A 15,419-nucleotide genomic window follows, 5' to 3' on the forward strand; every position below is an offset into this window, starting at 1 on the left:
CCGTTTAAAGCCCGATTCTCCGGTGCGTCTGAGCATAGTCCAAACAGACTAATATGCGCTTAAAACAAGACCGTTTGTGCATTTTTGTACCATCTCTTTAGGCCCTTTCATCCGTGAATTGCTCATATCATTTACGCTGTTCAAACGATTTAAGTGCGGTTCAATCTTGTCGTATCGGGCGGGATTGAACATTTTGAGGACTGGAAAATGGCGACACAACAACAAGAAGAGTTTGGCTTTGGCACACAGATTCGCAAATCACCTTACTTCGATGCAACCGTGCGCTGGGGCGCTAAAGGTTTTTCGGTGTATAACCATATGTATATTCCCCGCGATTTCGGTAATCCGGAGCAGAATTTCTGGAACCTGGTGAACGATGCGATCCTGTGTGATGTAGCGGTTGAACGTCAGGTGGAGATTACCGGTCCCGATGCCGCACAGTTTGCCCAGCTACTGACACCGCGAGACCTGTCAAAGTGTGCGGTAGGGCAGTGCAAGTATGTGCTGATCACCAATGCTGAGGGCGGCATTCTGAACGATCCGATTCTGCTGCGTCTTGAAGAAAACCGCTTCTGGATCTCCCTGGCAGACAGCGATATTTTACTGTGGGCACAAGGCGTTGCGGTGAACTCCGGTCTGGATGTCACCATTCGTGAACCGGATGTCTCTCCGTTGCAGCTGCAGGGGCCGAAGTCCGGTGAAATCATGAAAGCCCTGTTCGGCGACAGCATCACCGATCTGAAGTATTACTGGCTACGTGAATACGACCTGGATGGCATTCCTCTGATCGTGTCCCGGACCGGCTGGTCAAGCGAACTGGGCTACGAGCTGTATCTGCAGGATGGTTCGAAGGGGGATGAGCTGTGGGAAAAGATTATGGCAGCCGGTGCTCCGTTTGGTTTACAGCCGGGTCATACATCGTCAATCCGTCGCATTGAGGGCGGTATGCTGTCTTACCACGCGGATATGGATATCAACACCAATCCATACGAGCTGGGTCTGGACCGCCTGGTTGAGCTGGATATGGATGCTGATTTTATTGGTAAAGCTGCGCTGAAGCGAATCCGTGACGCAGGCGTGACACGCAAACAGGTGGGCCTGGTGATCGATGCTCCGGCGCTGACAGGACCGAACACCCGCTTCTGGATGCTGGAAAAAGAGGGCCAACAGGTGGGCAAGGTGACATCCGCAGTGTTCTCGCCACGTCTGGAACAAAATATTGCCCTGGCGATGGTCAGCGCAGAGTTTGCTGAGCCGGGGACAGCCTTTGAGGTTGCGCTACCCAGTGGAGCAGCAACCGCCACCGTGGTGGAAACGCCATTCTTTGATCCGAAAAAGACAATAGCGGCGACCTGATTCCGATGGTTGAGCCATCAATGCTCCCCAGTGTTCGATGGCTCACATATCACCCGTTGCGTTCATTTCAGTTTTTTGCAGGGAGTGAATGTATCCGGGTATCCGGGTTATCCCGGTATTAAACAATCAGCCAATTGATGGTGCGATACGCAGGCACGTTGAGCAGAGTTTCATTCTCAACCGACTTCTCCGGCATTATTCGTTTGGCCAGTGAAAAATTAAGGACTCGTAGAATGACTACAAATACAACAACCTATATCCTTACCGGCAGTTCTCAAACCAAGCTGGGTGTCCTGGATCTGATCATTAGCAGTCTGTATCGAAACGACTGTTATGCATACGAGATGCATACTTTTGATGATGCCGATACCGACCGTTTTTTCTTCCGTGTTGAATTTAATTACCGGGGTAATGGTGAATTTTCGGAAGCGGATCTGCGTAGCCAGCTTGCCGACCGGGCTGAAGCCTTTGAAGTCAAATGGGAGCTGCGTGATCTGGCGATTCCCGCAAAGGTGGTGATTTTGGTATCCAAATATGATCATTGTCTGCAGGATCTGCTGCATCGCTATAGCACCGGTGCACTTAATATCGAGATTCCAGCGATCATCTCCAACCACCCTGATCTGAAAAAGCAGGCTGATTGGTACAATATTCCTTATTACCACCTGCCGGTAACTGCAGAAACCAAGGCGGAGCAGGAAGCGCAGATGTGGCAGATCATCCAGGAAACCGGAGCCGACCTCGTTGTACTGGCGCGCTACATGCAGGTTCTGTCCGAGGATATGTGTAAGAAGCTACACGGGCGAGCCATCAATATCCATCATTCGCTGTTGCCGGGCTTTAAAGGTGCCAAGCCTTACCATCAGGCATACGATAAAGGGGTTAAGCTGGTCGGGGCCACCGCACACTATGTGAGTGAAGATCTGGACGAAGGTCCCATCATCACTCAGGGCGTGGAACCGGTGGATCACACCTACACCCCCGAGCGACTGGTGGCAAAAGGACGCGACACCGAGCGGGTGACGCTGGCCAAGGCGATTAAGCTGCATGTAGAGGATCGCTGTTTCCTGAATGGCAATAAAACGGTTGTCTTCCCCGGGCATTAACCATCGACTCTGAGCGATTAATGAGTCCTGCAGCCTGCGGATGAGCCCGGTAACCCGGCGATCCGCTTTGGCTTTTACAGCACTGTGGGACGTGGTGAACAGAGTTATCTTCCTTAGTGCGAGAGCACCTATATTCTGGCCCCTCAGGGGCCTTTTTTATGCTTAGCTATACTGTCGATACCGCAGCCGGTTCAAATGGGTAAACCTGTAATGTCGGTGTTGTCAATGTAGCCACGATGATGACATATAACATTTGCTCTGGTTTCGGCAGCTGGGTAGACTCGACCTTTGCGATTGGGATTCATTGTGTAGTCAAAAATATGAAAAAAGTCATTTTAGATGCGGTGGATGTTCGTATTCTGAGTGCCGTGCAGCAGCACGGACAGATCAGCAAATCCAGACTTTCGGAATTGGTCAGCCTATCGCCAACGCCATGCTGGATGCGGCTGGATAAGCTCAAAAAGGCGGGGCTTATAAAGGGGTTTCGGGGCGATATTGCCATCGATAAGATTCTCGATCTGACCAAGGTTTATGTCACGGTTTCATTAAAGGCGCATAACCGGTCAAATTTTGAGCGGTTTGAAAAACGTATTCTGAGCGTTGATGAGATCATAGAGTGCAGCGCGACCGGTGGTGGTTGCGACTATGTGATGAAAGTCATTACCCACTCCCTGCCGGATTTTCAACACTTAATTGAGCAACTGCTTGATGAAGAGATAGGCATTGATCGCTATTATATTTATGTTGTCACGCGGGAGGTTAAATCGACCACGCCCAGCTTATCGAAACTGTTAGCGAATAAAGCCAGTGCCGATGAGTAGTCGTTTGTATCAGTGTCACTTTATTCGGTTGGATATATAGAGAAAACGTTCATCAAATCAGCGCTTTAATTAATAGAGGCTTTTATGCTTTTATCGAAGTGGTTATTCACATACGCGGTTAAGCAATCAACGTCTGTTTCTGTCATGTAAAGCCCACGCTTGGTTCTACGCCATAGGATGTCTTCAGCGGTCAGAGCCCACTCGTGATCAATCAGGTAGCGTACTTCTGCTTCATACAAACCGGCACCAAAATCTGTTCCCATTTCGCTGAGACTGGAAATATCTTTGAGCAAACGGTAGGAGAGGGTGCCGTAAGTTCGGACATATCGGGTGATTAGCGGGTTCGGCAGCCATGGGTATCGGTGTGCCAGCTTGTTTTGCAGTGCCGGCTGACTCTCAAACTCACCGCCGGGCAGGCGGGCATCAGCTGTCCACTTTGGTCCGCTGTCAGGAAAGTGCTCACATAGTTTGTCGACGACTGCCTCGGACAGCTTACGATAGGTTGTGATCTTGCCGCCAAAGACAGAGATTAAAGGTGCCTGGTTGCCGGGGGCGTCAACTTCAAAGGTGTAATCACGGGTTACTGCCTGGGCCGAACCGGCGTTGTCATCGAGTAATGGGCGCACCCCTGAGTACGTTCTTACAACATCTGTCGCCTTAATTTGTCTGCGGAAATGCTGATTAGTGACCTCAATTAAGTAATCGATTTCACCCTGATCGATTGTCACCCTGGCAGGATCGCCAATGTACTCCTGATCGGTTGTGCCGATTAAAGAGAAGCGATCTTCGTAGGGGATAACAAACACTATCCGGCCGTCTTCGTTCTGGAGTATATAGGCCTCAGGTTCGTCATGAATACGGGGAACGATGATGTGACTGCCTTTAACTAACCTGACCTGTCTGGGCGGCTCCGAGCTCATGGTTTCTTTAAACAGGCTTGAAACCCAGGGACCTGCGGCATTAACGATAGAGCGGGATTTGAGAACCGCAGTGTTGCCGGTGAGTGTATCCAGTAGTGTGACGCTCCAGAGCTGATCTGTGCGTCTGGCGCTGATGCAGCGGGTGCGGGTTTTAATCGTTGCCCCTTTAGTCTGGGCCGCTAAGGCGTTCAAGACGACTAAACGGGCATCGTCTACCCAGCCATCAGAGTATTCAAAACCACGGGGCATGGTCGGTTTGAGTACGCTTTCAGCACCAAATTTCAGGCTCTTTGATGCAGGCAGCGTGGCTCGTTTGGCCAGATTGTCGTAGAGGAAAAGACCGGCGCGGATCATCCATGCCGGGCGCAGATGTGGCCGGTGAGGAAGTCGAAATCGCAGCGGCCAGATAATGTGAGGCGCGTTTTTTAGTAGCACTTCGCGTTCAGCCAGTGCCTCCCTGACTAATCTGAACTCGTAGTATTCCAGATATCGCAGCCCGCCGTGGATCAGTTTGCTGCTGTTGGATGAGGTTGCTGACCCCAGATCGCTCATTTCGCACAGGGCAACTGACAGACCACGACCGGCAGCATCTGCCGCAATACCTGCGCCATTAATGCCGCCGCCTATAACAAGGAGGTCATAAACATCACGGGTAAGATTCATCTTGGATTCTCCTCAGTAAATACCGGTTTGAGCCTGGACAGCTGTGATATGTTTTTATCGTATTTCGATTTTGGTTACTATAATGTTCTAATACGAAAAAAATCAATCAAAAACGAACAAATTTTGACAAAAAAACATTCACGAACTGTGTGGCTGTCAGGAGCGTGGTGAAATGCCCGCCTTATGCTGAGTCGGGCGACGTTGCTGGGCTAGACGATATGCAGGCTAATATCGTTAGTGGTCAGAATCTCGCAGATCTCTGCGGGCGGCGTCATATCGGTGTAGAGATGGTCTATTTGCGAGATATTACCGAGTTTAACCATTGCGCTTCGACCAAATTTTGTATGGTCAGCAGCCAGGATGATCTGTTGTGAATGCTCAATGATCGCCTGGGCGACTCTGACTTCACGATAGTCGAAATCCAGTAGTGATCCGTTCATGCTGATACCGCTGATACCAATAATGCCAAAGTCCATCTGGAACTGGCCGATAAAATCGCTGGTGGCTTCACCGACAATGCCTCCGTCCCTATGGCGAACCTCGCCAGCGGCGATAATGACGGTAAAGTCCGGTTTCGATGAAAGAATTGCGGCGACATGGATATTGTTGGTGACGATTTTAAGGTCGCGATGATTTAGCAAAGCCTGAGCGATGGTTTCGGTGGTCGTGCCGATGTTGATAAACAGAGAGGCGCCGTCAGGGATCGCCTTTGCCAGGGCTTTCGCAATACGCTCTTTCGCCTCCAGGTTCATAATCTTTCGCGACTGATAAGAGAGATTTTCCGTACTTGATTCTGGTTCCGCCCCCGCCCCACCATGGTGACGCCGGAGTTTCTTCGCTTCTGCCAGCTGATTGAGATCCCGGCGAATAGTCTGGGGGGTAACGTTAAAGTGCGTTACCAGCTCATCAATACTGGCAAACCCTTTTTCCCGGACCAGTTCCATGATTTGAAGTTGGCGTTGGCTCTGTGACATTCTGAAAAACCTTCTACTCTATAAGTAAGTTTTGTTCATAAGCCGTTGCGGCACACCATCCAGGGGCGCTTGTATGAAAGTGGAAAGAGGTAAATTATCGCATATAGTTTTTGTTTTGTTTTAACTTTTATATATGTAGAGCAGTGCTGTTGTTCGGTATTGAAAATCTTCGTTGTTTGTTTGTTGTAAATGATGCATTATCGAACATTTAAGAACATATAGAATAACAATACAGGTAGTGTTCATGTCTGGATATCTCTTGTCTATCGATCAGGGTACAACAAGCTCCAGAGCGGTGCTTTTTACAACGGAAGGACGGGTGCATGCGCTGGCTCAGGAGGAGTTTTCACAGAAGTTTCCACAGGATGGCTGGGTTGAACACAATCCTGATGATCTGTGGGGTACTGTTCTGACAACCTGTCGCAAAGTATTAGCGGAAAATGCGCTATCAACTGACGACATTATCGCGATCGGTATTACCAATCAGAGAGAAACCACCCTGGTATGGGACCGGCATACCGGGGTGCCTGTCTATAATGCCATTGTCTGGCAAGACCGTCGCACCTCCGAATATTGTGAAAAGCTTTCAGCGCAAGGTGTAGAAGCGTTAATCAGCTCGAAGACCGGACTACTTATCGACCCTTACTTCTCCGCCACTAAGATCTGCTGGTTGCTGGAACAGATTCCGGGAGCCAGAGAAAAGGCAGAGCGGGGCGACCTTGTTTTTGGTACTGTCGATACCTATCTGCTTTGGCAGTTGACCGGCGGAAAGGTACATCGTACGGATGCGACCAATGCGTCACGCACCATGCTGTTTAACATTCATACACAGGAGTGGGATCCGGAGCTGCTTGAGCTGTTCGATATACCCGCGTCTATGCTGCCTGAAGTGTTGGACTCCTCTGCTGATTTCGGTGTCACTGCTAAGCACCTGCTGGGGGGTGAGGTGCCTATTCTGGGGGTCGCTGGCGACCAGCAGGCGGCACTCTTTGGTCAGACCTGTTTCACGGCGGGGATGGCCAAGAGCACTTATGGTACCGGTTGTTTCCTGATGCTGAATACCGGTGATAAAGCACTGGTCTCGGCAAACCGTTTGCTGACAACGGTGGCTTATCGTCTTAACGGTAAAACAACCTATGCATTGGAAGGCAGTATTTTCATTGCCGGAGCAACGATTCAGTGGTTGCGAGATGGTTTGCAACTGATCAAAGGAGCCGCAGAGGCGGAACCGCTGGCCTGCCAGACGCCACTGGATCATGGTGTTTATCTGGTGCCTGCCTTTACTGGATTAGGTGCGCCTTATTGGGACCCGAATGCCCGGGGCGCTATTTTTGGTCTCACCCGGGATACTGGCATAAAAGAGATTGTTACCGCTGGACTGCAATCGGTGTGCTATCAAACGAAAGACCTGCAAAAAGCGATGGAAAGTGATGGTGTCAGACCAACCACACTGCGGGTTGATGGTGGCATGGTGGTTAACAACTGGGTGCTGAGCTTTCTCTCAGATATTCTTGGGGCAACAGTAGACCGGCCGGAGATTATTGAGACCACCGCCTTAGGGGTGGCTTATTTAGCTGGTTTGCAGGCCGGGGTGTTTGAGTCTTTAGAATCACTGCAGTTGATGTGGCATTGTGACAAACGTTTTGAGCCGACCATGAGCAAATCGGGTCGGGATGAGTTCTATGCCGGGTGGCAGGATGCTGTCAGGCGTGTTCGGGGAAAGGACGAACCTGAGTAAATGACTGGCTGGGCACTCTTTATCCACGATAGCGGGTGTTTTCGTCAATATCTGAGTCAGTAGTTTATGCTGAGCAGGGGGCGGGTAGCCCCTGCTGAAAGCCGTAGTAGCAAACCTGTTCCTGAATGACCGCCCGGCCCTCAGAGGCGGGGCGGTCAGATCGTTAATATACTCAGAATCCACTATCCGCAGATCGTAAGGCGGCCCGCTTTAAATAAAGCTTTTAGTATCACTGCGAATTGTTCGTCATGCTCTCTGGTTGTTGTGAGTTCAGCGACCCTTTAGAGGGCGTTTTGGCGAAGGCCGCGCGGACATAGTCCTCTATCAGTTGCCAGGCTGCGTCTGCCGATGGTTTCGGGCCGTTGTGGGTGAAGGCGTGGTCGACCCCTGGGAATACTACGTGTCTAACCGGCACGCCAGCCCTGCGCAGCATGTCGGCATATCGATCCGCTTCCTCGCGGAGTACGTCGTTTTCGGCGGTAATAACCAGTGCGGGTGGATGGCCCGCCAGATCGTCAAGAGCTGCGCAGACAGGGGATAGCAGTGGATCGCGAAGATTTGTACCTTCCGGCATATAGCAGCTATTGAAAAGTGTGGCGAGCTCCGGCGTAATGACCGGCTTTGGAATGGGAAGCGGCTTGTTCCTGGCATCCACACTGCCATCCAGAAATGGATAGTCGAGAATCTGGAAGCAGATATTCGGGAAACCCCTGGCCAGCGCCTGCGCGGCGACGCCTGTTGCCAGGTTGCCGCCGGCGCTGTGGCCACCGACAGCGATGCGTTGGGGATCTATCCCCATGGATGTCGCTTCCCGCGCCACCCAGGCGACGAGTTCATAGCACTGGTGGATCGCATGGGGGAACGGGTATTCGGGTGAGAGCACGTAGTCGGGATTGATCACGACGCAGCCTGTGTTGTTCGCGAGGCGCTGGCAAAAAGGGGTTTCGTGCTCCGGTAAACCGAAGACAAACCCTCCGCCATGAATCAGCACCAGTGCGGGCAGCGGGCTATCGGTATTGCGGGCTTTTGCGGGCCAGTGGAACAGGGTACGCGTTTCGCCTTGTGGCGTTGGAATCATTAACTCTTCATCATGGGCGGTTTCAGGAACACCGTCAATTTGATACGCGGGTTTGCGCATGACGATGCGGTCGATAAAGAAGCGTAAGGCTTTGGCTTTGAAGCGGATTTTCCAATTCATCTCAGGTCTCGCTTGTAGTGGTCATGGGAAGTTCGATTTCGTGGTTCATCGCCGGTGCATCTTCGGGCCTGCCCTGAGGCAACAGGAAGTGGGCCAGGGCCGGGAGCAGCAGCAGTGCGCCGAGCATGTTCCAGATAAACATGAAGGCCAGGAGGATGCCCATATCCGCCTGAAACTTGATCGGCGAAAACGCCCAGGTGGCAACGCCAATTGCCAGCGTCACTCCGGTCAGCATCACCACTTTGCCAGTGAACAGCAGGGCCTGGTAATAGGCTTCGGAAAGCGACATCCCCGCACGCATGCGCGTGAGCATTACCGATAGCACGTAGAGTGCATAGTCGACGCCGATGCCAACACCGAGTGCAATCACTGGCAGGGTTGCGACCTTAATACCCATGCCGAACACCACCATCAGCGCTTCACAAAGAATCGAGGTGAGTACCAATGGCACCACGGCGCAGACGACTGCGCGCCAGGAGCGGAAAGTGATCCAGCACAACACAATCACCGCGCCGTATACCCAGAACATCATTTCGTGGGTGGCCTTCCTGACAACAATGTTAGTCGCAGCCTCGATACCGGCACTGCCAGCGGCGAGGATAAACTGCGTCTCGCCGGTGTTGTTGGCTGCGGCATACGCTTCAACTGCATCGACCACGCGCGTCAGCGTTGCCGCCTTGTGATCCTTAAGGTAGACGTAGAGGCTGAGGAGATTGCAGTTCTGGTTAAAGAGTTCCCGAGGGGCCCGGTTTTGCACGCCGTTTAATACATACTGGTTCGGGATCAGCTCCAGCCACTTGAAGTTGCCTTCGTTGTAGCCGACCGATGATATGCGCGACAGATTGGCCATGGAGTTGGTTGATTCGACCCCCGGTAACTGTTCAAGTTGCCAGCCCAACTGGTCCATCTTTGAAAGTGTGATGTAGCGTGTGCAGTGGTCATCAGGGGTCTTCACCATCACCACCAGAATGTCACTACTGGCGGCATAGTTCTTGACCATGAAAGCGTTGTCGAGGTTGTAGCGCGAGTCAGCACGCAGTTCCGGTGCGCCCGGATCGAGATCGCCGATCTGCAGGTGAGTGCTGATGGTGAAACCGACGATGGCCATAAGCGCCCCCAGAATCACCGAGCCCAGCGCCCAGCGTCGTTGGGTGAAGAGGTCGAGAAACTCCCACATCCAGTGCTTGGCACCCAGCTCGTCGAGTTGTTCTGCTTTGAGGCTGCGCTCTGCAGCTTTGGGGCTTACGCCGACATAGGAGAGCAGAATCGGTAGCAGGATCAGGTTGGTGAAGATCAGCACGGCGACACCAACACTGGCAATCATGGCCAGGTCTTTGATCACCTGGATGTCGATGATCATCAGCACGGCGAAGCCGACGGCGTCACACAGGAGCGCAGTCATACCGGCGACGAACAACCGTCGGAAGGTGTAACGCGCTGCAACTACCCGGTGGGTGCCGCGGCCGACGTCCTGCATAATGCCGTTCATCTTCTGGGCACCGTGGCTCATGCCGATGGCGAAGACCAGAAAGGGTACCAGCACTGAATAGGGATCGAGGGCATAGCCAAGCAGTTGTACCAGGCCAAACTGCCAGATCACGGCGACCAGAGAGCAGGCCACGACCAGAGTCGTGGATCGCAGGCAACGGGTGTACCAATATAGCATGACGGTGGCGATGACGATGGCGACGGCGAAGAAACCGAGCATCTGGACCAGGCCGTCGAGCAGGTCGCCGATTACCCGGGCGAAACCGGTGATATGGATGCGGATCTTGTCGCTCTGGTACCTGGCGATGATCTGATCAATGCTGGCGTTGAGCTTACGGTAATCCAGATCTTCGCCGGTCAGGTGATTGTGGTCGATCAGCGGTACGAAGATCACGCTCGACCTGAAGTTGTTTGCCACGAGCTGGCCGATCTCGCCGGAGCGTTCGATGTTAGCCCTGACCTGATCCAGGCTCCTGGGGGAGCCGTCATAATCGTCGGGCATCACGGTACCTCCTTCCAGCCCCTCCTCTGTGACCGCAGCCCAGCGGGTAGCCGTGGTCCAAAGGGACTTCATGAAGGGACGATCGACGCCGGGCAGCAGATAGATCTCGTCGTTCATCTTCTGCAGTGTGTCGAGATATTCCTTGTCGAAGATGCTGCCATCACGGTTCTCGACCGCGATGCGCATTGAGTTTCCCAGCCCGGGCAGATCGCCGCGATGCTCAAGGAAGTTGGCGATATATGGATGCGAGGTCGGAATCATCTTGTCGAAGCTTGCATTCAGCTGAATCATGGTTGCCTGCCAGCCGAGCAGCAGCGTGCCGCAGAGGCACAGAATGACAATTAATAACCGGTTATTGAACAGGGTGCGCTCGGCAAGATTGCCTGAACGGATATCAAATTCTTCCAGTCGTTTAACGACGGGCTGGTGGTCTATGGTTGCGTGCATAGTATTCTCAGCTTATTCAGCGGGGAGGGGAATGGCATGGACGCCGCGCAGGCTGCCCACGACGAGGCCATCGGGGACTTCGGTCACTGCCGTCAGAGGGAGTCTTAATCGTTCCGCTGCGCGGATGAAATTAAGGCCGTTATCGGTGCTGACCAGTATCTCTCCGGCCTGGCTGACGAGCAGGGTGCGACCATCGCCCAGTTCGGTGTTAGCAGAGATTGATACTGGCGTGCCGCTATTTACCTGCTGCCAGTGGTTGCCGAGATCTGTCGTCAGGTAGGCAGTACCGCGTAGCCCGTAGGCCAGCAGGCTGCCGTTATGCTCAGCCTGCAAACCGAACCAGCTACCGTGATAGGGCGATTCGAGCTGAGTGAAATGCTGGCCATTATCGTCCGAGCGCAGTAACAGTCCCTGCTCGCCGGCAATGAACAGCGTTGTGTCGATGGCTTGCATGGCATACAGGTGCAATGCCCTTGGGTTATCGATGTGGGTTTGCCAGCCGGTCCAACTCTGGCCGCCGTTTTCACTGCGTAACACCAGGTTGTAAGCGCCGATAATCATCAGACTGTTTTCGTCCAGCAGGCAGATGTCGAAGAAGGGTTTGTCGGCACCATCCTGAATCAGATATTGCGCGTCGCGAATGGCGCGTTCGTTGCCACTTTGCTGTGCCGTCTGGAGAGAAAGTCTGGCGGCCTCGATGCCGTCGAGTTGCTTAACCCAGGTGCCCCCCCCGTCTTCTGTGTGCAACACGATACCCATGTGGCCAATTGCCCAGCCCATTTTGTCGTTGGCGAAGCGAACCGCGGTCAGGGTCGCAGATGTCGGCGTTTGGGCCTGGGTCCAGGTCTGGCCGCTATCGTCGGAATAGAGCGCGATGCCGCGTTCACCGACAGCCACCACCCGCTCGCCGGCACGTGTTACCGACAGGATCGCCATGTTCGGCGACTTAGGCGATTGTAGCGCGGGCTTGTCCAGGGCTGCTGCAGGGCGAGGCGGTTGATCGGCGGCGAACAGGTTTGACGCAGCAATAAACAGCCCCACCAACGTAAGTAGATACTTCACTTTCATAGTGCTTCCAGGTCTCTTGTTGAGCGAGTTTTTCCCGCCGCATGAAGCGACGGGAGGCCCAGAAGGGCGCTTAGCGGGCGCTCATGTTAGCCAGTTCGTCAGGAGAGAAGAATGAATCCGGACGCGGAGGGACGACCTTGAACTGCGTGGTGCCGTTGGTCGCGGCGTTGAGGTAGTAACCGCCGGTCAGGAAGTTGTAGTTACCCCAGGCCATATTGGCCACCAGCGAGGGCACATCCGGTGCCAGTTCGGTCAGCGTATAGGTCATGCGCCAGAGCTGGCCCTGAGCATCCCAGCCATCGACCAGCAGGATTTGCCAGCTGTCCTCGTCCAGATAGAAGCGGCGATGGGCGACAACATGGCGCTTGCCTGGAGCCAGGGTGGCATCGATAACCCACACACGATGCAGTTCCCAGCGCACCAGATCAGGATTCAGGAAGTCCGGGGTGAAGATCTCTTCCGGTTGGGCGGCATTAGCCCTGTTGTTATTATAGAGAACATACATCTCCTGCTTGCCGAGCAGCTTGTACTCGTGATGGTCATACGGCCCAAACTGCATGAACGCTTCGTCAAAAAAGCCCGCGCCTGAGGTGACTGAGTCGGGGGTGTCGTAGGACACTGAGGGGGCGCGTCGTACACGGCGCTGGCCGACCAGATACTGCCAGAGACCGATATTCTCATCTGCATCCGAGGGAAAGTGGGCGAGGATCGATTCGCCTGCCTTGGAGGCGGGTGCCGATTGAACGAAGTGGCCTACGTTAAAATAGCCGCTATAGGTCTCCAGACTGCCATCCTTGAAGTTGTAGGGAAACTGCTGGTTCTGGATGCCGTCGCTGACCAGGGTTACCTTACCACTGGGTGATACGGTAAAGCAGCGAGAGGGACTGATTGCCGATTCACCACGGGTCCAGGCTGTCTGGTGATTCAGCAGCATCTCCTTGGGATTGTTGGTGATCGGGAAGGGAACGCCGCCATAAGCCCCTTCAAACCGGTAGCCGTCGCCGGTGAGTCTGGCACGGGTGGCGTTCTCAAAGGTATTGTCGTAATACCACTGAGGGGCTGCTGCCGTGCGATGGGTTGGGTAGATATCCATGCGGAAGTTTGGATATTTCTGCAACAGTCCTTTCGCGCCGTCAGTCAGTTTATCTGCATATTGCGCCATGTTCTCAGCTGTGATGCTGTACAGTGGCTTCTCGTCAGGGAAAAAGTCAGGGCGGACATCACCGGACTGATAGCCGGACGGTGCTTTGGTGTAGCCACCGGTCCAGGCAGGAATACTGCCGTCTTTGTTGCCAGCCCGCTCTGCGCCCAGCGGTGTCAGGGTTGTTTTTAGCTTGGCCGCTTCTTCGGGCGAAACCGCTGCCAGTGTGCTGCCTGCCAGGGTCAGGGCAATCAGGGCAGCGAGAGTCTTGATCTGTGCATTCATGAAGGTGTTTCCTTATTATTTTTAGAAAGTGCGTGACAGGTTGAACGAGATGTAGTCGCGGTCCCACAGGGTCTGGTCGAAATTCCCGTCGCCTGTGCCCACGCCATGGCTGCCAAGAAAGTGGTGGTAGCCGAAGCCGCCCTTCCAGTCGTTCTGGTAGGTGAAGTTAATGCCGGTGTCGATAGAGCCACCATGTTCGACCCAGCCAGAGTAAACGCGTGAGCGGCCTGACAGGTTGTAAGACAGAACGATCGGGATCGACAGGTCCAGTCCTTCGGCGACCTGATAGAAATCGGCGGTGAACGCTGTGGTGATCTGCGATGCGCTCCGGGTGGTGGTGGGATCTATGGCCGCTTCGTTTTTAGTGACGCTGGCAACGCGATGCCAGTCGAGCTGGGTGGCGATCGATCCGCCATCCCGCAGGAAGGTATTGGGCTGGATGATGTGGATGTCGACCAGGGTCAGGTGCTGAGTGGTACCAACGGCATAGGCGGGATTGTCCTCGTTATCGAACGCAGGGCCGCCCAGCAGGGTAGTGGTGGTCTGGACGAAGCCGCTGCCGCCGGTCAGAGGCTGGTTCTCCCGCACTGAGGCTTCGATGGAGACGTTATCGCTACCAAGCACAGTACTGGCACTGAAACCGTAGGTCTTGATATCCTGCTGGTAGACATGGGTAAAGCTGGTCGGCATAACGGTTCCGCCAGCTAACGGGTTAGCACCGATATTCAGGTAAACCGCCGAAGGGGTTTTGTCGTGATAGTTTGCGGCGTACAGACCATATTCGGTGTCACCCAGCGAGAAGCGCATCTGTGCGCCCCACTGACCATCATCGTCGGGTGACATATCGGACGTGCGGGTTGTGACGTGAGGCAGGAAAGACTCAGAGTCGCCGAGAAAGTCCGCGGGCGAGAGGAAACTGCCCGAGGCGAAGAACGGCGACTTTTCCCATTCGAACTGGTAGTAAGCACCCAGCGAGATATTGCTGGTCGGTTTCAGGGTGGCGGAGATCTGATTGGTGGGCAGGAGGAACTCCTTAACCTGTGCGCCGGGTACCGTCGCCGCCTTGACAATGTCGACGGGGCCCTGGGCACCGGCAATACCGTTGCTACCGGACATCAGGGTTTCGCCGTAGATGACAGCGTGGCGGCCGATCCTCAAACTGGCGGGCATATCGCCGATCCGGCCCCGGGTGAAGACAAAGGCGTCCATCAGTCGGCTGCCCTGACCGACGGCATCGCGTGTTTTGTCGGTGAACTGGTCGTAGGGGGCGCTCATATTGTTTGAGCTGGCCGGTGAGTCGTTGTCGTTATCCTGTTGATAGGTGTCGTCGTACCAGGCGGTGCCGCTGATGCGTAAACCTTTATTGCTGTCATGTACAAGGTCGAACTCTGAGAGCAGATCCAGGCGGTTTGAGGCGATGCCTTTTTTAAAGTTGCGGTCGCCGTCGTCACTCACCGAACCGGCTGCCGCATAGTCGGACAGTTGAGTAGCGTCCGGGTCCCTCAGCCGGTAGATAGTGCTGTATTTGACGGTGTTGTCCCAGCGTGCCCTGAGGCCTGAATCGCCCGTATCAAACTGGAATGCCTGTACCTGTCCACAGGCCAGAGCCACAGCAACGGCCACCATGGTGCGGTGTACCACCTGGACTGACTTTTTGTTTCTCATATGTGTATCTCCTTCGCGTAAAACCAGTGTTATTTTTGTGATTGCTT

11 protein-coding genes are annotated in these 15,419 nt (G+C 53.9%); 4 read left to right on the forward strand and 7 right to left on the reverse strand.

Going from position 1 to position 15,419, the window contains the following annotated elements; translation table 11 throughout:
* Window positions 1-207: 207 nt before the first annotated feature.
* From JW499_RS03020 to JW499_RS03030, 3 genes are all read left to right on the forward strand, one after another.
* Window positions 208-1,356, forward strand: coding sequence for a glycine cleavage T C-terminal barrel domain-containing protein (locus JW499_RS03020; protein ID WP_205209196.1), 1,149 nt, complete (start codon window positions 208-210; stop codon window positions 1,354-1,356).
* 233 nt (window positions 1,357-1,589) lie between these two features.
* Window positions 1,590-2,462 (forward strand): formyltetrahydrofolate deformylase, encoded by an 873-nt coding sequence (gene purU / locus JW499_RS03025; RefSeq protein ID WP_205209197.1) that lies wholly within the window; start codon window positions 1,590-1,592, stop codon window positions 2,460-2,462.
* A 320-nt stretch (window positions 2,463-2,782) separates the two neighbouring features.
* Window positions 2,783-3,283, forward strand: a complete 501-nt coding sequence (locus JW499_RS03030; RefSeq protein WP_205209198.1) for an Lrp/AsnC family transcriptional regulator — start codon at window positions 2,783-2,785, stop codon at window positions 3,281-3,283.
* Window positions 3,284-3,348: 65 nt separating this feature from the next.
* Here the strand turns inward: JW499_RS03030 and glpD are convergent, their stop codons facing one another.
* Both glpD and JW499_RS03040 read right to left on the reverse strand, forming a co-directional pair.
* Complete coding sequence (gene glpD, locus JW499_RS03035; protein ID WP_205209199.1) at window positions 3,349-4,866, reverse strand: glycerol-3-phosphate dehydrogenase; 1,518 nt, start codon at window positions 4,864-4,866, stop codon at window positions 3,349-3,351.
* Between the two features lie 209 nt (window positions 4,867-5,075).
* Window positions 5,076-5,840, reverse strand: coding sequence for a DeoR/GlpR family transcriptional regulator (locus JW499_RS03040; RefSeq protein WP_205209200.1), 765 nt, complete (start codon window positions 5,838-5,840; stop codon window positions 5,076-5,078).
* A gap of 244 nt (window positions 5,841-6,084) precedes the next feature.
* Here JW499_RS03040 and glpK point away from each other — a divergent pair, with 244 nt between their 5' ends.
* Window positions 6,085-7,578 (forward strand): glycerol kinase GlpK, encoded by a 1,494-nt coding sequence (glpK, locus tag JW499_RS03045; protein WP_205209201.1) that lies wholly within the window; start codon window positions 6,085-6,087, stop codon window positions 7,576-7,578.
* Between the two features lie 229 nt (window positions 7,579-7,807).
* Here glpK and JW499_RS03050 read toward each other — a convergent pair whose 3' ends face one another.
* From JW499_RS03050 to JW499_RS03070, 5 genes are all read right to left on the reverse strand, one after another.
* Window positions 7,808-8,776 (reverse strand): alpha/beta hydrolase, encoded by a 969-nt coding sequence (locus JW499_RS03050; RefSeq protein WP_205209202.1) that lies wholly within the window; start codon window positions 8,774-8,776, stop codon window positions 7,808-7,810.
* A gap of 1 nt (window position 8,777) precedes the next feature.
* Window positions 8,778-11,213: an efflux RND transporter permease subunit gene (locus JW499_RS03055; protein ID WP_205209203.1), complete on the reverse strand. Its 2,436-nt coding sequence runs from the start codon at window positions 11,211-11,213 to the stop codon at window positions 8,778-8,780.
* Between the two features lie 12 nt (window positions 11,214-11,225).
* The gene (locus JW499_RS03060) at window positions 11,226-12,281 is read right to left on the reverse strand and encodes a WD40/YVTN/BNR-like repeat-containing protein (RefSeq protein WP_205209204.1); all 1,056 of its coding nucleotides are present in this window, start codon (window positions 12,279-12,281) and stop codon (window positions 11,226-11,228) included.
* 70 nt (window positions 12,282-12,351) lie between these two features.
* On the reverse strand, window positions 12,352-13,707 hold the full coding sequence (locus JW499_RS03065) for a DUF1329 domain-containing protein (protein ID WP_205209205.1): 1,356 nt from the start codon (window positions 13,705-13,707) through the stop codon (window positions 12,352-12,354).
* A gap of 21 nt (window positions 13,708-13,728) precedes the next feature.
* Complete coding sequence (locus tag JW499_RS03070) at window positions 13,729-15,372, reverse strand: DUF1302 domain-containing protein (RefSeq protein WP_205209206.1); 1,644 nt, start codon at window positions 15,370-15,372, stop codon at window positions 13,729-13,731.
* Between the last annotated feature and the right edge of the window lie 47 nt (window positions 15,373-15,419).

The organism is Amphritea pacifica (assembly GCF_016924145.1).
Taxonomy (GTDB): Bacteria; Pseudomonadota; Gammaproteobacteria; order Pseudomonadales; family Balneatricaceae; genus Amphritea; species Amphritea pacifica.